This window comes from Thermosipho melanesiensis BI429, from assembly GCF_000016905.1.
Taxonomy (GTDB): Bacteria; Thermotogota; Thermotogae; order Thermotogales; family Fervidobacteriaceae; genus Thermosipho; species Thermosipho melanesiensis.
The window spans coordinates 1,487,244-1,508,654 of the sequence record NC_009616.1; the positions used below are offsets into that span (position 1 = coordinate 1,487,244).

21 protein-coding genes are annotated in these 21,411 nt (G+C 29.9%); 10 read left to right on the forward strand and 11 right to left on the reverse strand.

Translation table 11 applies throughout. The annotated features are described in order from the left end of the window. Positions 1-18 precede the first annotated feature (18 nt). Together TMEL_RS07735 and TMEL_RS07740 are read right to left on the reverse strand one after the other, a co-directional pair. Positions 19-1,068, reverse strand: coding sequence for a vWA domain-containing protein (locus TMEL_RS07735; RefSeq protein WP_012057705.1), 1,050 nt, complete (start codon positions 1,066-1,068; stop codon positions 19-21). Between the two features lie 15 nt (positions 1,069-1,083). Next, positions 1,084-1,572 carry a hypothetical protein gene (locus tag TMEL_RS07740; RefSeq protein WP_012057706.1) on the reverse strand — a complete coding sequence of 163 codons (489 nt, stop codon included), beginning with the start codon at positions 1,570-1,572 and terminating at the stop codon, positions 1,084-1,086. A gap of 191 nt (positions 1,573-1,763) precedes the next feature. Between TMEL_RS07740 and rlmN the strand changes: the two genes are divergently transcribed. Genes rlmN through TMEL_RS07780 form a run of 8 tightly spaced genes read left to right on the forward strand, consistent with a single transcriptional unit; the run spans position 1,764 to position 9,518 of the window. After that, on the forward strand, positions 1,764-2,786 hold the full coding sequence (rlmN, locus tag TMEL_RS07745) for a dual-specificity RNA methyltransferase RlmN (RefSeq protein WP_012057707.1): 1,023 nt from the start codon (positions 1,764-1,766) through the stop codon (positions 2,784-2,786). Positions 2,787-2,806: 20 nt separating this feature from the next. Continuing rightward, complete coding sequence (locus tag TMEL_RS07750; protein ID WP_049750442.1) at positions 2,807-3,256, forward strand: PASTA domain-containing protein; 450 nt, start codon at positions 2,807-2,809, stop codon at positions 3,254-3,256. Further along, entirely contained in the window at positions 3,253-4,119 is an 867-nt protein-coding gene (gene rsgA / locus TMEL_RS07755; protein ID WP_012057709.1) for a ribosome small subunit-dependent GTPase A, read from the forward strand. The genes TMEL_RS07750 and rsgA overlap by 4 nt, the downstream gene beginning before the upstream one ends. Further along, on the forward strand, positions 4,119-5,783 hold the full coding sequence (locus tag TMEL_RS07760) for a YgiQ family radical SAM protein (RefSeq protein WP_012057710.1): 1,665 nt from the start codon (positions 4,119-4,121) through the stop codon (positions 5,781-5,783). Before rsgA ends, TMEL_RS07760 begins: the two co-directional genes overlap by 1 nt. 23 nt (positions 5,784-5,806) lie before the next feature. Continuing rightward, positions 5,807-7,099 carry a hemolysin family protein gene (locus TMEL_RS07765; RefSeq protein WP_012057711.1) on the forward strand — a complete coding sequence of 431 codons (1,293 nt, stop codon included), beginning with the start codon at positions 5,807-5,809 and terminating at the stop codon, positions 7,097-7,099. Continuing rightward, on the forward strand, positions 7,092-7,481 hold the full coding sequence (locus tag TMEL_RS07770) for a cytidine deaminase (protein WP_012057712.1): 390 nt from the start codon (positions 7,092-7,094) through the stop codon (positions 7,479-7,481). Before TMEL_RS07765 ends, TMEL_RS07770 begins: the two co-directional genes overlap by 8 nt. Next, positions 7,478-9,001 (forward strand): DNA repair protein RecN, encoded by a 1,524-nt coding sequence (locus TMEL_RS07775; protein WP_012057713.1) that lies wholly within the window; start codon positions 7,478-7,480, stop codon positions 8,999-9,001. Before TMEL_RS07770 ends, TMEL_RS07775 begins: the two co-directional genes overlap by 4 nt. A 4-nt stretch (positions 9,002-9,005) precedes the next feature. Continuing rightward, positions 9,006-9,518, forward strand: a complete 513-nt coding sequence (locus TMEL_RS07780; RefSeq protein WP_012057714.1) for a hypothetical protein — start codon at positions 9,006-9,008, stop codon at positions 9,516-9,518. Here TMEL_RS07780 and ligA read toward each other — a convergent pair. Then, a complete protein-coding gene (gene ligA / locus TMEL_RS07785; RefSeq protein WP_012057715.1) occupies positions 9,498-11,486 on the reverse strand; it encodes an NAD-dependent DNA ligase LigA in 1,989 nt (662 codons plus the stop codon). The two genes, TMEL_RS07780 and ligA, sit on opposite strands and share 21 nt — an antisense overlap. Before the next feature lie 97 nt (positions 11,487-11,583). On the opposite strand from ligA, the gene TMEL_RS07790 reads away from it, so the two are divergent. Beyond that, positions 11,584-11,802 carry a hypothetical protein gene (locus tag TMEL_RS07790; RefSeq protein WP_012057716.1) on the forward strand — a complete coding sequence of 73 codons (219 nt, stop codon included), beginning with the start codon at positions 11,584-11,586 and terminating at the stop codon, positions 11,800-11,802. A gap of 3 nt (positions 11,803-11,805) precedes the next feature. On the opposite strand, the gene rnr is transcribed toward TMEL_RS07790, so the two are convergent. From rnr to TMEL_RS07830, 8 genes are read right to left on the reverse strand one after another with little or no spacing between them, the layout of a single operon-like run. Continuing rightward, positions 11,806-13,920: a ribonuclease R gene (gene rnr, locus TMEL_RS07795; protein ID WP_012057717.1), complete on the reverse strand. Its 2,115-nt coding sequence runs from the start codon at positions 13,918-13,920 to the stop codon at positions 11,806-11,808. Positions 13,921-13,924: 4 nt separating this feature from the next. Further along, complete coding sequence (locus TMEL_RS07800) at positions 13,925-15,175, reverse strand: 16S rRNA (cytosine(967)-C(5))-methyltransferase (RefSeq protein WP_012057718.1); 1,251 nt, start codon at positions 15,173-15,175, stop codon at positions 13,925-13,927. After that, positions 15,172-15,864 (reverse strand): zinc metallopeptidase, encoded by a 693-nt coding sequence (locus tag TMEL_RS07805; protein ID WP_012057719.1) that lies wholly within the window; start codon positions 15,862-15,864, stop codon positions 15,172-15,174. The genes TMEL_RS07800 and TMEL_RS07805 overlap by 4 nt, the downstream gene beginning before the upstream one ends. 6 nt (positions 15,865-15,870) lie before the next feature. After that, positions 15,871-16,527, reverse strand: coding sequence for a response regulator transcription factor (locus tag TMEL_RS07810; RefSeq protein WP_012057720.1), 657 nt, complete (start codon positions 16,525-16,527; stop codon positions 15,871-15,873). Further along, positions 16,508-17,224, reverse strand: a complete 717-nt coding sequence (gene rlmB, locus TMEL_RS07815) for a 23S rRNA (guanosine(2251)-2'-O)-methyltransferase RlmB (RefSeq protein ID WP_012057721.1) — start codon at positions 17,222-17,224, stop codon at positions 16,508-16,510. The genes TMEL_RS07810 and rlmB overlap by 20 nt, the downstream gene beginning before the upstream one ends. Beyond that, positions 17,221-17,976, reverse strand: coding sequence for a nucleoside triphosphate pyrophosphohydrolase (mazG, locus tag TMEL_RS07820; protein WP_012057722.1), 756 nt, complete (start codon positions 17,974-17,976; stop codon positions 17,221-17,223). Before mazG ends, rlmB begins: the two co-directional genes overlap by 4 nt. Further along, positions 17,940-18,980, reverse strand: a complete 1,041-nt coding sequence (locus TMEL_RS07825) for an AI-2E family transporter (protein WP_238375208.1) — start codon at positions 18,978-18,980, stop codon at positions 17,940-17,942. Before TMEL_RS07825 ends, mazG begins: the two co-directional genes overlap by 37 nt. Next, complete coding sequence (locus TMEL_RS07830; RefSeq protein ID WP_012057724.1) at positions 18,925-20,139, reverse strand: hypothetical protein; 1,215 nt, start codon at positions 20,137-20,139, stop codon at positions 18,925-18,927. The genes TMEL_RS07825 and TMEL_RS07830 overlap by 56 nt, the downstream gene beginning before the upstream one ends. Before the next feature lie 79 nt (positions 20,140-20,218). Between TMEL_RS07830 and TMEL_RS07835 the strand changes: the two genes are divergently transcribed. Beyond that, positions 20,219-21,400: a hypothetical protein gene (locus TMEL_RS07835; protein WP_012057725.1), complete on the forward strand. Its 1,182-nt coding sequence runs from the start codon at positions 20,219-20,221 to the stop codon at positions 21,398-21,400. The last annotated feature ends 11 nt before the right edge of the window (positions 21,401-21,411 follow it).

A 21,411-nucleotide genomic window follows, 5' to 3' on the forward strand; every position in this document is an offset into this window, starting at 1 on the left:
ATTTGCCAGGTTATTTTTTTAATAGTTGATATTTTCTAGTTTTTTATAACCTTTTGCACCATCGTGTTCTATAAATACTTCTATTGTATGGGTTGCATTTGGAGAATCACTTTCAAATGCCACAATCCAGCTTGAAGAGATGTACTCTATTAATCCAATGTTTGTTAAATCAACGTTTCCTGAACTGTCTGTATAATTTATTATTCCACCAGTTTCCACTACTATTTCTCTTGGGTCTTCAGGTGCGGAAAAGTCTTCTGAATCCGTTGAAGAATAATAGTAGCCCGGTATAAATGCACCATGAACAGTTACAAACCCTTGAATTGTGTCGATTACTTTATCTTTGTCGTATAATGTTTCCCCTTCAGCATCTCCTGGATATGTTTCAGATTTATAATGTGCTGATGCATCTGTAATTAAAATAATGATTTTTTGAGAAGATGCTCGCCAAGAAGCATTGTTAAACGCATACATTATACCTGCATATGGATTTTCGGGAAAATCAGCCCCTCCATACGCTGTTATATTTGAAACAAAGTCTTTTGCACTTCCTGCATCTGAAAGATCAAGCCAATTAGGTGTAAGAGTAATATCTTTGGATGGAACTGCATCATCAAAAGGTATAATTCCAACCTTTGCATCCAAACCACTTGCTTGTAAAGTTTCAATTAAATTTTGTACGCTGTTTTTAACGCCTTCAATTGCATTATACATACTTCCAGTTGTATCTAATACAATCATTATGTCTACTTGATTTCTTGTTTCAGTTTCTTTGAAAAGCAGAAAACCTTGAGCTTTATCATCTTCAAAAACCTTTAGTTCATTTGCTTCTAAATTTTGTACGTCGGGAATATTAATTTTTAACCTGACATAATCTGGAACGGAGATAGGAACAAGGAATGGATTTTTGTCTATTGTTAGGTAAAAATCAAAGTCAGTGTAAGACGCAGGAGATGGTTTTGTGACTCCTTCTGGATCACTCGGAATTAATTTTGGTAGTGTTGGAATATTTACACAACCAAAAGCAAAGATCAAAATAATAAAGGATAAAAATACAATCTTTTTCATATTATCACCTCTTTCCTAGAATGTAAGACCTATACCAAGGTTAATTGTATAAATATCAGTGCTTAAAAATTCTAAATTAAATGTAGTAATAGCTTCAAGTGAAATCGTTATGGGTGCGCCGGTTTTCAATCCTATTTTGCCGTGAAATATGTCTCGAGAGTAAAGTCCAAATTCAAATGTTTCAAGGTCTGCTATTAAAATAGGTGCAACTCCAACATAAATAGCTGAGCTTGAAATTTTTAAATTTAACGATAAGTATGGATCAATCTCTACTAATTTTATATTTGAAAAGTTGGTGTTTTCTAGATCTAGGTCCGTTCCCGACATAGGGTAATACAGGTTCAGTGAAAGAGCAATAATACTTGAATATGAACCTATTTCGGTTCCCAATACATATCTATTTTTTCCTCCTAATTCCTTTCCAATGTTTGCACCTAAGAACATGGAAAAATAGATGTTCGAAAATATAAGTATAAATAGAATAAGTAGTTTTATTTTTTTCATAACTACCACCTCCTTAAATTCTATGATATCATTTTTTTTGAATAATTTTTATATAGGTTTATTGTTTGGATTTATGCCTTATATCTAAATAAAATCAATTAAGTTAATAATGCTTATCTTTTTGTATTTTGGTATGAAATTTCTTGGATTTATGTTAAAATAATAGTAGTAAAACATTTGGAGGGAATTGCATGAAGAACATTTTGGATCTTAAATATGAAGAGTTGGTAAATGAATTTCAAAGAATTGGATTGGAAAAGTATAGAGTTGATCAAGTATTAAATTGGATTTATAAAAAGAAGGTATTCGAATTTGAAAAGATGACAAATCTTTCAAAGGAGCATAGAAAATTATTAAGTGAAAAATTTTTTATAGATCTTCCAAAGTTGTTAGATATGCAAATTTCAAAAATTGATAAAACCACAAAATTTTTATGGGAACTTAGGGATGGAAATACAATTGAATCAGTTGCATTATTTCATTCTGGAAGAGTTACTGCGTGTATTTCTACGCAAGTTGGTTGTCCTGTAAAATGTGAATTTTGTGCTACAGGCCAGAGTGGTTTTGTGCGAAATTTGACAGTAGGGGAGATTGTAAGTCAAATTTTGGCGATAGAGTTAAACAGAAAAATAAAAGTTGGAAATGTAGTATATATGGGAATGGGAGAACCTTTGTTAAATTTTGAAAATGTAATTGATAGTATAAAAATGTTAAACGATAAAAAAATGTTAAATATTGGCATTCGAAGAATTACAGTTTCTACAGTTGGAATTCCAGAAAAAATTATTGCACTTGCTGAAAGTGGATTAAATGTAAAACTTGCATTGTCTTTGCATGCGGTTACTGATTATAAAAGAGATCAAATAATTCCCTTGAATAAAAAGTACAGTGTAGAAGAATTGATATATTCGTTAAGAAAGTATCAGGAAATCACTGGGAACAGAGTTACAATTGAATATATTCTTATCAGAGAATTTAATGATTATCCTGAAGATGCAATTAGATTAGTTGAATTACTTAGGGGATTAAGTGTTTATGTGAATCTTATACCGATAAACCCAGTAAATCCAAAATTTCATAGACCAAATAGATGGGCGTTAGAAAGATTTAAAGAGATTTTAGAGAAGAACGGAATTGAGTGCGAAATAAGAAAAGAAAAAGGAACTGATATAGATGCAGCTTGTGGGCAGTTGAGAAGGAGGAAGTTAAGATAAAAAGTTTTTTGAGGTATTTGTTGGTATTTGCGATAGGAATGTATTTTGGTGGTTTATTTTTTTTAGGTGTTAATTATTATTTTCAAAGGACAAATTTTGTGAGAATTCCAGAAGATATAAAGAATATTAGAAATGATTTGAAAAAAGTAGGATTGATTCCTGAAACTTTTGGTAGTGGAAATGTAGTTTCAATTGTACCAAATCCTGGTTCTATTACAAAAAAAGGAAGGACAGTCAATGTAATTATGAGAAATGATAAATTTTCATTACCTAATCTCTATGGTATTTTTTACTTAGATGGTTTAGAGATTTTGAAAGTGTATAATTTAAATGTGGAAATTGTTAAAATAAAATTTCCAGGTCCAGATGGAAGAATTTTAGCTTCTTTTCCTAGTTTTGGTACTATGGTTAATGAGGGTGAAAAGGTAAAAATTTTAGTTGATTCTGGTGAATTTGGAGGTATCAAATGAGAAAGAAAGGTTTGGTTATAAAATTCATGTCTAATATGGCATTAGTTGAAGATTTTGAAACTAAAAAGGTTTACATGTGCAAACTTAGAGGGAAATTCAAAGAGCAAGGAATTAGACCGATAGTGGGTGATTGCGTGGAGTTTAGGCCTATTGTTGGAAAAGAAGGGGTTATTGAAAATATTCTTAACAGAAAAAATGAGTTAAAACGTCCAAAAATAGCAAATATTGATCAGGTTGTCGTGGTAACTTCTTTAAAAAAACCCAATGTTCCTTTAAAAATTTTGGATAGGTATTTGGTGTTGGTTGAAAATGCAAAATTGCCTGCTGTTATTGTCTTGAATAAGTGTGATTTGTTGAGCAGAAAAGAAATCGATAATTTTTTGGATATTTATAGTAAGTTGTATTCTGTTTATGTAGTTAGTGCCAAAAATAAAATTGGAATTGATAAATTGATAGATGTGTTTAAAAACAAGGTTTCCACTATGGCAGGAATGTCTGGTGTTGGAAAAAGTAGTATTTTAAATGCTATCAATCCAGGTTTATCTTTAAGAGTTGGTGAAATTTCTGAAAAGTTAGACAGGGGAAAGCATACAACCACTGTAATTGAATTTTTAAAATTTGATTTTGGAGGTTGGGTTGCAGATACCCCAGGGTTTGCTAATTTGGATATTAGTGATATAGAAAGGGAAAGATTAAAAGAATATTTTCCGGAGTTTGGTTCATATTTCTGCCTCTATCCAGATTGCAATCACATCAATGAACCGGAATGTGGAGTAAAAAATGCAGTTGAAAAAGGATTGATTGCAAAAACAAGGTATGAAAGTTATTTTGATATGTTTCAGGAATTATCGGAGGGGAATTAATGTTTTTACCTACTACAAAATCTGAGATGAAAAAATTAGGTTGGAAAGAGTTAGATGTAATATTTGTAACAGGTGATGCATATATTGATCACCCTTCAATGGGGATATCTTTACTGGGACATTATTTGGTTTCAAAAGGGTTTAAAGTTGGTATAATTGGACAGCCCGATGTAAACAGCGATGTTGATATAACGAGGTTAGGGAGACCTCGTTTATTTTTTGGAATAAGTGGGGGAAATGTTGATTCATTAGTTGCAAATTATACCGCTTCCTTAAAAAAAAGAAGATATGATGATTATACGCCTTCTAGTTGGGGAAATAAGAGACCTGATAGAGCAGTGATTGTCTATTCTAATTTAGTTAAGAGATATTTTAAAGGTATACCTATTGTAATTGGTGGAATTGAAGCAAGCTTGAGAAGGTTTGCACATTATGATTGGTGGGCAGATAAGTTGAGAAAATCAATTTTGTTAGATGCCAAAGCAGATTTGCTGGTGTATGGTATGGGTGAAAAAACGGTTTTGGAGATTGCAAAATGTATGGAAAAGTACGGAAGTGTTGGAAAGTGTAAAGATATACGTGGTATTGTTTGGTGGACTTCAAAAAAACTAAATGGTGCAGTTGAAATTCCATCGTATGAAGAAATTTTAAATGATAAGATAAAGTATAACGAGGCATTTAAAAAGCTCACAATCCTTACAGATCCAAATAAAAACCTAAAAATTATCCAAAAACAGGATACAAGGTATGTAGTACAAAATTCTCCTCAGTTTCCATTAGATAGGCGAGAATTTGATAATTTGTATCTATTACCATTTGAAAGAGAAGTACATCCTTTTTATCTAAAATATGGTAATGTTAAAGCAATAGAAACTGTCCGTTTTTCAATAACTGCCGTTAGAGGTTGTTATGGTATGTGTGCATTTTGTGCTTTAACACAGCACCAAACAACACATATTGTCTCTAGAAGTAAAGAATCTATTTTAGAAGAAGTAAAAATTTTGAAAAGAATGAAAAAATTTAAAGGTACGATAACTGATGTTGGTGGTCCTACAGCAAATATGTATGGGGTTGATTGTAGTATAAGAAGGTTTATGGGACAGTGTGAGAGGTTTTGTTTGTTTGAAAAGCCATGTAAAAATGCTTTGGTTGATCATAGTATTTTGTTGGATTTATTGTATAGTATAAAAAAGGAGGTAAAAAATGTTTTTATTTCGTCTGGAATAAGGCATGATTTAGTACTTGCCGATAAAAATTTTGGCGAAATTTTTATCAAAGAACTTCCAAAATTTACTCCTGGCCAGTTAAAATTGGCGCCGGAACATTCTCATGAAAAGGTATTAAGACTAATGAGAAAACCAAGCATAGAAAAATTTTTACAATTTAAAAAGATGTATGAGTCAAATGCAAAGAAAAGATATGTAATTGCGTATTTCATAGTAGGACATCCTGGAGAATCTTTTAAAGAAAATAATCATTTAAAGAAGTTTATAAGAAAAGAATTAGGATATAAGCCTCAGCAAATACAAATTTTTACACCTACTCCTGGAACGTTAAGTACTGCTATTTATTATACAGGGTTTGATCCATTAACTAATGAAAAAGTTTATATAGAAAAAAGGTTAAGTATAAGAAATAAAATGAAAAAGAATATTATGATATAATTTTTGTGGAGGTGGTTTTTAAGATGGAAGATCCTTTAAGTTATTTTTGGTCATTTTTACTTTTAGTGGTTTTGTTGTATTTATCGTCAGTTTTTTCCGCTTCTGAAACAGCTTTAACTTCTGTAAGTAGGTTGAAACTAAGAGAATCTTTGAAAAAAGGTGAAAAAAAGGAAGAAGAGAACGAATTACATCTTTTCAACAAGTTGTTAACTGTGATTTTGATAATGAATAATTTGGTTAATATTTTGGCTTCATCTGTTGCAACATTGTTAGTTGTTGGGTTGTTTAAAAATATTTTTCCAAGTAGTATCTCAGCTCTTATTAGTACTTTAGTTTTGACATTTTTTATTCTTATCTTTGGAGAGATTACCCCAAAAATTTATGCAAGGCAAAATAATGAAAAAATTTTTAATAGAACAATTAATATTCTTTTGTTTCTTTCGAAAATATTCTCTCCTGTAATAAAGTTGTTGGTTGGAATATCTAATTTTGTAATAAGATTAATAGGTGGTAAGTTAGTAGAAGAAGCACCATTTATTACCACAGAGGATATAATTATGTATGTTGAAGTGGGAAGGGAAGAAGGGACGCTCAAACATGAAGAAAGTTTTATGTTAAAAAGAACTCTTGAAATGGAAGAATCCATGGTAAAAGAGATTATGATACCTCGTGTGGATATTGTAGCAATAGAAGAATCTGAAACGTTAGATGAAATTATGAAAATAATAAAAGAAGAGGAATATTCAAGGATACCTGTATACAGAGAAACCATTGATAACATTGTAGGTATTTGTTATGCAAAAGATGTTTTGGTTTTTGTAAGTGAAAGAGGTTCGGAAATATCGAGCAAAGTAAAAGTAAAAGAAATAATGAGAGAACCTTTATTTGTACCTGAAACAATGAAAGTGTCGGAGCTTTTAAAAATTTTTAAAGAGCAAAAGATACATATGGCTATAGTTGTAGATGAGTATGGTGGAACTGCAGGATTAGTTACAATGGAAGATATTTTAGAAGAAATTTTTGGAGAGATTATGGATGAATACGATCAGAATGAAAATATAGGTATAAAAAGACTTGAAAATGGGGCGTATATAGTTGATGCTACAGTACCAATTAATGATTTAGAGAGAGAATTTGGAATAGAGTTTCCTGAGACTGATTATGAAACGCTTGCAGGTTATATATTAGAACATCTTCAAAGGATTCCAAAAGTTGGCGAAGAAATCCTTCTTGATGGTTTTTCTTTTAAAATAATTGCAGCTTCTAAGAATAGAATTGAAAAAGTTTTAGTAAAGGTGGTGGATAGGGATGGATGAAAAATTAATAAATATGGCTATATCAGCAAAAAGTAATGCATATGCACCTTATTCTAATTTTAAGGTTGGTGCTGCTTTGCTTACTAAATCTGGAAAAATATACACGGGCTCAAATGTAGAAAATGCTTCTTATGGTTTAACTTGTTGTGCGGAACGTGTTGCTGTCTTTAAAGCGGTTAGTGAAGGAGAAAAGGAATTTGACACATTAGTTGTGGTTGGTGATACCGAAGAACCTATTTCTCCTTGTGGTGCTTGTAGACAGGTAATGGCTGAATTTGGAAATTTTAATGTAATTCTCGTAGGAAAGGATGGAAAAATAAAGAAAACCTCAGTAGAAGAGCTATTGCCATATCATTTTAAAAAGGAGCATCTAGATAGATGAAATCGGCACAGGTGTTATCCGTGCATTTGCATGATTATCTTTATTTTAAGGATATAGATATATTTTTTGATTCCAGATTGAATGTTATTACCGGCGAGACAGGTGCAGGTAAAAGTTTAATTTTAGATGTGTTTGGGATTTTGTTGGATGTTACAAGTGGTAGGGTTGATAATTACAGTGCAGATGTGGTTATGAATATTCTAACGGATTATCCTGAATATAATATATATTCAGGGGAAAATGTTTTTTCGATAACAAAAAGAGCAAACAGAACAGTTTTTAAGATAAATGGGAAGGTTTATCCTAAACGCATTGTAAGCAATATCCTTTCGGATTATATTACTTTGCATCGGCAAAATTCACAGATGAAAATATTAGATCCAAATTTTATTCTAAATTTTTTAGATGAGGTATCTCAAAACCAAGAAATTTTAAAAGAGTACAGAAATTGGTTTGAAAAGTATGGGAAAATCCAAAAACTTTTGAGTGAGTATTCATTAGAAAAGCTTAAAATGGAATTTGAAGTTATAAAGGAAAAAATTGAGGAGATTGAAAGAATAAATCCTTCTATAGAGGAAGAAGAGGATTTAAATAGAAAATATAAAGTAGCGCTTAAGTTTCAAGAAACAGTTGAAAAATACGGGAATATAATAAACTATAGTGAAGAAGTTACAGAAAGATTGTGGGAGATAAAAAATTTAGTTGACGAAAAATACGAAGATTCTGTAAATACAGCGATAGATATTGTGGAAACTTTAAAGTTAGATCTACAGAAGGAACTAGATGAAATAGAGGGGTATGATGCAAAAGAAATAGAAGAGAGAATTTGGGATTATAATCTTTTAAAAAGGAAATATGGGCCTACGATAGAAGATGTTTTAGAAAATTATAAACTTTTAAAAAAACAAGAAAAAGAAATAACTGAAAGAATAGAATTGTTGGAAAGTTCATCTGAAAGAAGAAAAAAAGTTTTGGACAAAATGAAGCAATATGCGAAAAATTTATCCGAAAGAAGAAAAAAAGCTGCGGAAAAAGTTTTAAATGAATTTTACAAACATTCCAAGGATTTAAATTTATCTTTCGAGTTGGAATTTGAGTTTTCAAAAGTAGAATTTAATAACTTTGGTTATGACAAGGTAGAGTTGCTAGGAAGTGCAGTAAAAGGTGAAAAATTAAAACCAGTTAGAAATGTAGCTTCAGGAGGGGAATTATCAAGATTGATGCTTGCTTTAGAACTTTCAATAGTATCGGATGGGGTTTTAATATTTGATGAGGTAGATGCTGGTATAAGTGGAATTACGGGTAACAAACTTGCCGATAAATTGAAAGAAGTTTCTAAGAATTATCAAGTGATAGTTGTAACTCATTTACCACAGATTGCAATTAAGGCAGATAAACATTTTATGGTTAATAAAGAAAAAGATTTTGGAGAAGTGTTAGAACTAGACGAAAGAAGAAGAACTGAGGAAGTAAAAAGGATGTTGGGAGATGAAACTGTTTTAAAGTTTATTAAGGAGTGATTTTATGAAAAAACAGTTTTTTTTATTTTTATTACTTATCTTTTTACTTTTTGGTTGTAATGATGAAAATTGTATATATGTAAGAGATAAAAAGATCTGTTTTCAAGAAAATGATGAGATAATAAGTGTTAACGTTCCATATATTGAGATATTAAATCAGGTAGACAATCTTGTTTATTTTGAAGGCGTTTCACAAACTGGGGGTATTGATATTGAATATGCCCTTGTAAATGCAAGGATAGATGCTGTTTTAAAAATGAGAGATTTTTTAGGTGTAGAAGTGATAACAAAAAATGGGAATGTTGAGATTGATTATGGAAATTTAAGACAATTATCCTATGACCTGATTTATCTTTTGAATAAATCTTTGGAATATGTTGTTTTTAAGAGAAATAGAGGAAATTTCTATGAAGTCCATACAATTTTGTTTTACATTCCCTCTCTTAAAAGATTTATTCCTATATATGAAGATGAATTTTCTAGAAAAATTTGGCAATTAGCCACTGATGAGTTTTAAAAAGTCTTCTTCTGAGATTATTTTTATATTTAATCTTTTGGCTTTTTCAAGTTTTGAACCAGGCTCTTCTCCTGCAATTAAAAAGTTTGTTTTTGAACTAACTGAATTTGAAACTTTTCCTCCATTTTCTTCTATTATTTTTTTAATTTCTTCTCTTGTGTATGATTTTAGTTTTCCTGTAATTGCGAATGTTAACCCTTTAAGTTTGTCGGACTTTTTTACATCTTTTTCTTCAAGATTTACACCAGCTTTTTTGAGTTTATTAATGATTTCCTTTGTTTTTTCGTTTTGGAAATAAGTTACTATACTTTTGGCAATTTCAGGGCCGATATTTTCAATCTTTATTAATTCATCATACGTTGCAGAGGACAATTTTTCAATATTTTTGAATTTTTCTGCAAGAATTTTTGAGGTTTTTTCTCCAACCATCGGAATACCTAGTCCAACTATAACCCTATTTAGCGGTGTTTTTTTCGATTTTTCTATTTGTTCTAAAATTTTTGCAATTGATTTCTGACCCAAACCACTTATTTGAGCCAAATCAAAAGGTGTTAGGTAAAAAATGTCCGCTATATCTTTTATCAACTTTGCATCGACTATTTTATCTATTATTTTTTCGCCTATTCCTGAAATGTCGAATGCAGATTTTGAGACGAATATTTCTAAATGTCTTTTTAGTTTCTGAGGACAATGAGGGTTAAGACATCTTATAGCGATTTCGTCTTCAGTTAGTTTGCCAACTGGTCCATTACATACAGGACAACTTTTAGGAATTTTTATTTCTTTTTCTAAACCTGTTCTTTTTTCTTTTACTACACTTACAACTTGTGGAATTATTCCACCTGCTTTTTCTATATAAACATAATCGCCTATTCTTATATCTTTGTCCTGGATATATTCAAAATTATGTAAAGATGCACGTTTTACAATTGTTCCATCAAGATCTATGGGTTCGAAAATTGCAACTGGGGTTATTATTCCACTTCTTCCTACGTTAAGTTCTACATCTATTATCTTAGTTTTTTTCTTTATTGCTGGAAATTTAAATGCAATTGCCCATCTTGGTGATTTTGATGTTTCACCTAAAATTTTTTGAAACTCAAAATTATTTACTTTGATTACAAGTCCATCAATCCAATAATCAAGATTTTTTCTCTCTTTAGTCATTTTTTTCCAAAAGTCTATAATACATTCAACATTTTTACATAATATTGATTGTCTATTGACTTTAAATCCTAGTTTTTTTAAAAAATCCAGAGCCTCCCATTGTGTTTTTAAACTGTAATTTTCTGGATTTACTATGTAATATATAAATGAATCTAGATTTCTTTTTGCAACTATAGAGGAATCCAGTTGCCTAATAGTTCCAGCAGCAGCATTTCTTGGGTTGGCAAATGGTTGCAATCCTTCTTCTTCGGCAATTTTATTGTATTTTTCGAATTCTTTAATGGGCATAAAAATTTCTCCTCTAACTTCTATTGTGTATTTTTTAAATAATCTTAGAGGAATTGATTTAATTTTTTTAACATTTTCTGTAATATCATCACCTATTATACCGTTCCCTCTACTAATTGCTTGGCGAAATTCACCATTTTCATATCTTATTGATACGGAGATACCATCGATTTTTAATTCACAAACATATTCAACAGAATTTCTGTTTAATAGCCTTTTTATTCTATTGTCAAATTCTTTTATTTCTGTTTCGTTGTATGTATTATCAAGACTTAACATTGGAGTTGTATGCTCAACTTTTTCAAATCCTGAAATAACTCCTCCTCCAACCTTTTGCGTTGGGGAATTTGGAGAAGAAAATTTCGGGTATTTTTTTTCTAATTCTATTAGTTTTTTTAATAATCTGTCATATTCTTCATCACTTATTATTGGATCTGCTAGAACATAATATCGGTAGTTGTGGTATTCTATTTCTTTTCGTAATCTTTCAATTTCCTCTTTTATGTTTTTCATTTGAAATTCCCCCAATTTTTTTGTTGGATTTGAAAAAAATTTGTGTATATGTTAAAATAATTTAGAGAAACTAATTAAAATTTAAGGAGGTATTTATATGATAAACTTTTTAGCATTTTTAGGAGTAATTTTTCTCGTAATCTTGGGTATTGTGTTTTTTCCGTTTTTATCGCCAATGTTGTCCATAGTTTTAGGTATTTTGCTAGTAGTTTTGATTTTTATTGGATTAGTAACTATAGTATTACCAGTTGTATTAGTATTGATTGCAATAGCACTTATAGTAAAAGGTGTTAAATATTTATCTGGAAAAAGGTGAGGCTTAAGCCTCACTTATTTCGAAATCTATCTGCATTCTTGTTTTATTTGCATTTACAACCTTCGCTTTTAACTTATCTCCTATTTTGTATATTTTTCCATTTCTTTTGCCAACCAAAATACTTTTTTCTTCGTCATACAAGTAATAGTCATCTAGCGTAGATATATGAATTAATCCAGAAATATTTTTTTCAATTATTTCGACAAATAATCCGAATTTTGTTACTGACGTTATTACTACATCGAATGTTTCACCAATGTGGTTAGATATATAGTCTATCTTTTTTAAGGCTACATAATCCCATTCTGCTTCATCTGCTACCCTCTCTCTTTTACTTGAATAAGCAGCAATTTTAGCTAACTTGTCATTTAGTAGTTTTTTTTGTTTTTTGCTTAATTTGTCTTTTTTAGATAAGAATTTTTTAATTAGTCTGTGCACAATAAGATCAGGATATCTCCTAATAGGAGAGGTAAAGTGTGTATATGCGTATGAAGCTAGGCCAAAATGTCCTATATTTGTGGACGAATATACAGCTCTTTTCATGGATCTCACAAGTAATTTTTCAATACTATCTCTCAATGGATGATTACTAGTTTTTTCTAATAATTCTTGTAAAATTCTTGAAGTTATTTTCTGTGGAACTTTAAAGTCAATGCCAATGGCTGATAGATAGTTTTTAAGTTGAATGATTGTATCTGGTTCAGGTTTTTCGTGTATTCTATATACGAAAGGTAGGTTATATTTATGGAAAATTTCGGCTATGGTTTCATTTGCTTTTATCATAAATTCTTCTATTATTGTTTCGGTTTCTCCCCTTTTTCTTGGAATAATGTCAATAGCATGTCCTTTTTCGTCAAGGATTATTTTTACTTCTCCTCCCTCAATATCTAAAATTGCACCTCTTTTTTTTCGTGCATTTCTGAGTATATTTTTTAATTCTTTCATTAACAATAATGTGTCTTTTAAATCTCCAATTTTTTCAATAGCTTCTTTTTTTCCTTCAAATAAGTCATTTACGTCATCATAGACAAGTCGTCTTTTACTTCTAATTATCCCAGGCGTAACTTCGTAGTTTATCACTTTTCCTTCCTTGTTTATTTCCATTATCAATGACATAACTAGTCTGTCTTCTCCTTGTACTAGACTACAGATACCATGTGAAAGCTTAAAAGGAAGCATTGGAATAACTCTGTCGATTAGGTATATGCTGGTTCCTCGAAAAAAGGCTTCTTTATCCAAAGCACTTCCTTCTTTTACATAATGTGAAACATCTGCAATATGTACGCCGAGTAAGTAATTCCCATTTTTTAATTTTTTTACACTTACTGCATCGTCAAAATCTTTTGCATCAGATCCATCAATTGTTACAATTAACTCATCTCTGAAGTCTTTTCTTTTTTTCAATTCTTTTGGAAGAACCTTTTCTGGAATATTTGCAGCTTCTTTCATAACATCATCAGGGAATGAGAGGTTTATGTCATGTTTTACTATTACCGTTGGAAAATCAGTTGCTGGATCATCTGCATATCCTAAAACTTCTACAACTTTTGCTACGGGATTTTTTGTTGGTGTAGGGTATTTAATGATTTTTCCTACAACTTTTTGACCGGGTTTTGCATTGTTAAAAAACTCTATTGGTACGTAAAAATCATATTGAATTTTTGGATCATCAGGAATTAAGAAAGCAGCTTTTCTAACAGGTTGGAATGTTCCTACAATCTTTTTTAGACCATGTTCGATTATTTTTATTACTCTTCCTTCAGGTATATCGTACCATTTTCCTTCTATTTCAACTATTACTTTATCTTTGTGGATTGCATTTCCTGCTTTTTCTACAGGGACTGCTATTTCTTCACCAGAGCTTGTCCAAACAAATGCTATGGTACCATTTCTTGTAAATTCAATTGTTCCAACGATGTGATTTTTTGTAATTGGTCTATATCTTCCTTTGCCGTCTTTATATATTTTTTCCTCTTTAATTAATTCAGTTAGTATTTTTCTTAATTCTTTTTTTTCTTTTTTTGTCTTTAGTCCTAAAGATTTGTAAAGCTCTTTTTGAATCATTGGTTTGTAATTTTTTGAATTAATAAAATTTAATACTTTTTTCTTAGTAATCATTTCTTCACTCCTTTATTTTTCTTAATATTGAAACGTAGAACGGTGTTAATATTTCATCAGGATAGAATAATGTACCATAACCATCCCAGACATATTTTATTCCAAATTTTTCCAATCTCTCCCTAATATCTACAAATTCCGCAAATGGTTTCCATTTTTTTACGGTATTTGTGTTTTCCTCGATAGTTACTGTGCAAGTTGAATATATCATTATCCCATGTTTTTTTAGGTATTTCCAAAGATTTGAGATGATATTTATTTGTATTTCTGAAAGTTTTTTAAAGTTTTCCTTTTTTTGCCGTCTTAATACCTCGGGATTTCTTCGTGCAATGCCTAGGCTACTGCAAGGAGCGTCTATGAATATTTTGTCAAATTTGTCTTTTAAGGTTATTTTTTGCGCATCAAAATTTAATATTTTTTTTGGTCTTAGATTTAATCGTTTGAATTGGTTTTCAAGAATTTTTATTTTTTGCTTTTCAACATCGTTAATAACAAGATTAACGTCACAAAGTTCCAATATGTGCGTGGCTTTGCCTCCAGGTGCAGCACATGCATCAAAAACTAATTCATCTTTTTCAAAATCAACTAATAAAGGAATTATTTGTGATGATTCGCTTTGGTATGTGATGTATCCATTTATGTATTTATCTAGTTTCCATGGATTTTCTTCAATTTTTTCAAAATATATTCCCACGGGCGAATGAGGAGTTGGAAAAATATTTTCAATTTTTAGCTTATCTCTATCAATTTTTCTTTTGTTAACTCTTGCAGTTGTTTTTAAAGGATATTGATTATATTCAAGTATTTTGTATATGTAATCTAAGGGGAGAAATTTTTTCCAATATTCTATTAACCATTTTGGATGTGAATATTTTAAATATAATTCTTTAGGTTCAGTATATCCAATTTTTGATATCTTTCTTAAAATGGCATTAACTAGTCCTTTAAATGATTTTTTTTCAACCAATTCAACTGTTTCATTAACAATTGAATAACTAGGCTTGTTTGTAAATAAGAGTTGGTATGTACCTATTCTAAGTATTGTTCTAATAGATGGAGGAATATCTTTTTTCTTCAAAAGAGAATTTATTACCCAGTCGAGGTATTCTTGCTTTCTTAAAACTCCAAAAATTAGGTTTTTAAAAAAAGCTTTCTCCTCCACATAGGAGAAAGCTTGGTAAAATTCCGTTGAGAAAATTCCCGATCTGAATTTTTTTCTTAGCAGTCTATAGGCAATTATTAAATCACTTTTCAATCTTTATTTCCTCCTAGAAAACCAGCAATTAATAACATGCGGAGTAATTGTAAAAATGCCATTAATGTACTTGCAACATAAGTCATTGCAGCAGCAGTCAATACACTTTTCACGCCACTTATTTCATTTTTTGGCATCATTAAGTTGGAACTCAATAGTTTAATTGCACGCCTACTAGCATCAAATTCAACAGGTAGTGTGATTACCGAAAATAACACGGCTAGTGAAAATAAAAAAATACCTATTTTGACAAGTGCAAAATTGGCAAATATAAAGCCTATAATAAAGAGAATCCATGAGAGATTTGAAGAAAATGAAACGACAGGAGCAATACCATTTCTTATTACCAACGGAACATACTTTCTTGCGTGTTGAATAGCATGACCAATTTCATGTGCTACAACCCCCAATGCTGCAACTGAGTTTGAATTATATGTTGCATCTGATAATCTAACAACTTTTGATTTTGGATCGTAGTGATCAGTTAAATTTCCAGGAACTCTTTCAACAGAAACATCGTAGATTCCAGACGATTCAAGCATAAACTTTGCAAGTTGCGCCCCTGTCATGTTTAAGCTTGATGGTATCCTGGAATATTTTGAAAACCTTTCTTGAACGTAAATTTGTGCAACAAATGCCAAAATTAACCCAGGTATGAGAATGATAAAAGTTGGGTCAAAAAAAAACATGTTTTTTCACCTCCAATTTATCGTATATCCTATTCCTCTAACAGTTTTTATTAAATCCGATGATATCTTTTTTCTCAAGTAGTTTATGTAAACTTCAACTATATTTTCTGAACCTTCGTATGAAAAGCCCCATACAGCATCTAAAATTTCTTCTTTTGAGACTACTCTATCTGAGTTTTTAACAAGATATAAGAGTAAGTCAAATTCTGTTTTAGAGAGGTTAATTAATTTATCTTTGAAGGTTACTTCTCTTTTTAGGATATTTATTTTTAATTCTCCTAAATTAATTTCTTCATCTAGTACTCCTTTTCTTCTTGCGAGAGCTTTTGTTCGAGCAAATAATTCTTCAAAATCAAAGGGTTTGACTATGTAATCATCTGCCCCACTTTCAAATCCTTCTAATTTATCCTTTTTTTGAGAAAGAGCTGTTAGCATAATAATTCCTGCAGAAGGATCCAATTTTCTTAATTTTTTTGCAACTTCTGTACCATCAATATCAGGAAGCATTATATCCAAAATCACCACATCTGGTTTAAATTCTTCGTATATTAACAGGGCATCTTCGCCAAATTCACATGTTTTAACTTCACAATTCTCGTGGTTGTATTCAAGCTCCAAAAGCCTTCTTAATTTTTCATCATCTTCAACTATTAAAATTTTCATTTTGTCTATACACCTCGTATAATAGTATTCCGGCACTAACTGAGACATTTAAAGATTCCACATTATTTTTCATTGGAATAGATATTAAATCATCACATTTATTTTTTACATTTTCTCTAATACCGTTTCCTTCGTTTCCTAGAACAATTGCTACAGGTTTTTTTAGGTCTACTTTAAAATATTCTTTTCCATCCATTGCAGCACCGTATACCCATATTCCCAAAGTTTTGATTTTTTCTATAAATCTTGCTATGTTTGTTACTTCAATAATGTTCGTTTTAAAGAGCGTTCCGACGGATACTTTTACAACTGTTGGTGTAACTTTTACGGAATTATTTTTTGGGATTACCAAAGCATCTGCACCAGCAGCTACCGAAGTTCTAATAATTGCTCCAAAATTATGGGGATCTTGTATCTGATCAAGGATTACTAAAAAAGGTTTTTCCATTTTTTCAATAATTGATTCATCTTTATATTCAAAATCCCCTATATCAATAACTACTCCTTGATGTTTTTTTTCATTTGAAAGTTTCTCTAAAATTCTATTATTTGCAATTGTAAAAGGTAGTCTTTTTTCTTTTACTAACTCTATTAATTTTTCTATGGACTTTGATGAAACATTTGAAAAATAAATCATTTTAACATTAACATTGTTTTCCAAGATCTCTTTGAGAACGTTTCTACCATATACTTTCAATTTTTTGACTCCTCCCAGTATTGATTTAGTTCATCAATTGAAAGATTTTCAAGTTTTTTCCCATCTTTTAAGATTAATTCTTCCATTTTTTGGAATCTTTTTATGAATTTCTCAGTTGCTTTTCTCAATGATACTTCAGGGTCTACTTTTAAAAATCTTGATAGATTTACTAGTGAAAAGAGTAAATCTCCAAATTCTTCTTCAATTTCATAGTCATTCTTAGCTTTTTTTAATTCGTTTAATTCCTCGTATACTTTATCATAAACGTCTTCTATATTATTCCAATCAAAACCTACAGTAGCTGCATTTTCTTGGATTCTTCTTGATAAAGAAAGTGCAGGAAGCGATTTATTTACTTTTCCTATTATAGAGTATTTTTTCTCTCCTTTTTCAAGAGCCTTTATTTTTTCCCATCTTTTGTATGAGAATTCTTTTTCAGTTCCAAAGACATGAGGATGTCTTCTAATTAATTTTTCTATTAATGTATCAATAACATCATCTATTGTAAAAGAGTTATTTTCAGTTGCAATTTGTGAATGAAATATTACTTGTAAAAGTATGTCTCCTAATTCTTCGGCCATATTTTTGTAGTTTTTGGCCTTTATTTCTTCAACTAATTCGTAAGATTCTTCAATTAGATATGGGATTAAAGACTCATGTGTTTGTTTTTTATCCCAGTCGCATCCATTTGGACCTCGTAATGTTTTCATTATTTCTAAGAGTTTTTCAAATTTTTCCCCGGTTTTTCCCATCTTTTTCCTCCCAATATATATTCTACCCAATATCTTTTTATGAATAAAAGACTTGGAATAGCAATTAATATGCCTATAAATCCGAATATATCTCCGAATATAAGTATGGAAATAATCAATACGAACCAGTGAATATTGAAGTTGTCACTTTGAATTTTAGGAGCAAGTATCCAACTTTCAATTTGATTAACTGTTATTAATATTAATATGCTTATCACTATACCTTTTATTCCCAAAGATGAATATCCAAGCATTAACATTGGAATTGAAACAATTATTACTCCTAAGAAAGGAATAAAATCAGTGATAAACGATAATGTTCCCAAAAAGAACGCACCCTTTATTCCAAAAATCCATGAAAATATTCCAACCATTATTCCAACAAATAAAGCTATAATTACTTGTCCACTAACAAATTTTTCAAAATCTCTGTAGAATTTTTTAACAAATTTATATCCTCTTTCTTTATCTTGTATAAAGAAGAAATTTATTCGTTTTTTTAAGTATTCTTTTAAGTTTGCAACGGCTATTGTGGTTATAATTATTAGTATTGTCATTGTAATTATTGATGGTGTATAGCTGAAAATTTTGTTTAAAATATTGAGTGCAAAATTAGATATTTGTTGGTTTGCACTGTTTATAAACTCTAAAATCCATTTTGGTAGGTTAGAATTAACAGGAATAGTTATATTTGTGAGTTCTAAAAATAACTTTTTCCCTTCAGAAAAAACAATAGGGAAAAAACTAACTGCAGAATAGAAGATTAATGATAGTAATAAAGTGTAGGAAAGAAATTTTGATAATTTAGGATTCATTTTTTTTGAAAGATATTTTGCAGGGACATCTAATACTATTGATAGATAAAACCCTATTACAACTGCCCCTAATATAAATGGGGAGACTTTTAATAATATGAGAAACAATAAGAAGAAAGAAAAAAGTATTAAACTATCTGCCATTTTTTTCACCGTCTTTTTTTCTGAATTTTCCAAAAATTTTGTCAATTAAAGATTCCTTTTCTGTACTAACTTTTGAGATGTGAGAAAATTTGTTTCTTTCTTTTTTTAAAAGTAAAATAAACAATTTTAATATTGAAGCTTTTGAATCTAAATTGGGAAATGTGATTTTACCAATACCCTCAATAACATTTTCAAGTGTTAAATCTTCATTTGAAAGAATTTCACGTTTTAGAATAATGCTATTATCTTTTATGTAATAGTTGTTGTTTTTGTCTTTTCTTTTTAGCATGTTACTTGAAATTAATATTTCAATATCAAGATTTAGTTTATTTAATAGATTTTCTATTATTTTTAAATTTTCTTTTTCTTTGTCTGTTAGTGTTTTTTTGTCTATATAATTGAACTGAAAATTTTTTGAATATTTTTCAAAGAAAGAGTTTATAGTATTTATTTTTTCGCCTAAAAGGTCTTTTTCATACTCAATTTCATCCTTGATATTTTTAGATATGAATATAGGTTTGTAACCATTATCAATTGCAATATCAACTAAATGGTTAAATTTTACATAATCTGATTTTGTAATGAAAATGTACTTTTTAAAAACATTAAGTAATTTGACGGCATGAAGCTGAACATCTTTCCAATTAATTTCGTCATGAGCGGTACCATTGTCAATTTTTTCTAAATCTTTTGCTAGATACATAGCTGTTTCAGCATTCTCACAGTTTAGTAATATGTTTTTTATTTTGTGTACGTATGCGGTTCTTTTAAATGGAAGTTCAAAATTTTCAATTTTTTGAATCATATTTTTTGAAGGAGTTTTTATATTATAACTAAACAAAAAATTTTTTTCAACAGCTACCAAAAAGCCATTTACATAAATCTTTGAATCATTATCTTTTAGGAAAACTTCTCCTTCGCTGTTTGATTCAAGAGGCTTTACATTTTGTAAAAACATATTTTTTATTTTATCTGTTACTGGGATATTATAAAATAAAATTTTTGCATTTTCAACTATTGGAAAATTTGGATCACTTTCTGATTCAAGTATTTTGTAGTTTTGGATTTTTAAATTTTTAGTATGAACTTTGTCTACTGAAAGGGCAATCTCATTTTTTCCGAATTCAATTTTATAATTTGAGTTCACAACTATATTTGCCAATGAAAACACAAGAGATTTTTCAAATTCGTTAAAGTCAAACATATAATCCCCCCTGAATTCACAATAAATTATAACACAGTTGTGGTATAATTAAGTTAAGAAATAGTTTGGAGGTGATATTATGAGGAAATATATTATTGTTATTTCAGTAATTGTTTTTTCTATTTTTGTGTTTTCAAACGTTCCAATTAGTATTGGAACTATTGAAAGAAATAACGAAAAATATTTTGTATATGAATTAAGTCCAGAATTTTCTCTTGGTCCTGTAACAGTGGGGATAGGTTTTACAGTTTATGCTACAGATGTTGTATATGGACAACTTTACTATGGAGTACCTTCATCTACACCTAGTACAAATATAATTAATGCATTCGTGTTAAACACGTTGGGATTTAAAGCAAATGGCTTTGAATTTCGTTATGGAAAGACTGTACCTGTCACTTTAGCTTTAGGTTTTAATATGAGAAGGTACATTAATGAGAACACTAGGGCTTTTGATGTAAAGTTTAAACCGGGAAATTTTGAAATTTATGCACATTTGCCATATGAGTTAACAAAGTTTGTGCCGTTTGAATTTGTTCAATCTGATAGTATATATTTTGGAAGTTTGATGTATGATACTAGTTTCTTGGATTTTCAGATATACGGAATTACAGATACAGCTGCAACAAAAACTTATTTGTTTAATAGTACCTCTACTCCTGTAAAATATGCTGGAGGTGTTGCAACTTATATACCATTTGGATTTTTAAAACTTGGGTTTGAATATGCGCTGCAATCGGATGAGAAATTTTCATCACTTGGTAATGGTATATTTGCTGGAGTTTATGGAAATATAGGGATTTTGGAACCTATAGGTGGAATTTATTATATGCAAAATGGATATATTCCTTTCCTTTTTGGAAAAAATTACAACGAAAAGAAATATACAAATTCTTTGGAAGGTTTAAAAGATATAAAAGATAAAGCGGGATATTTTGTTGGAGTAACGATTGATTTAGAACCATATGGAAATGGAGAATTTTATGTTTATGGAAGTCTAGATGGGGCAACACCAACTGCTGAAGGAAACGTGAGGATAGTTTTACCTGAAGTGGGTAACTTTAGTGGCTTGTATATTGATGGGTTCTATTATGATTCTACTCCATTTCAAAGTGGTGAATTTTTTGATGAAGATACAGATGCTTATTTGAAGATTTCCTATCCAATAATTGGAGAAAATTTTGTTGCGGGAGTTATTTATAAATGGGAAAAGAATGATTGGGTAAAAAGTTTATTTGTTGGTGGATTAACTAGCTTTTAATGTTGTTTTTT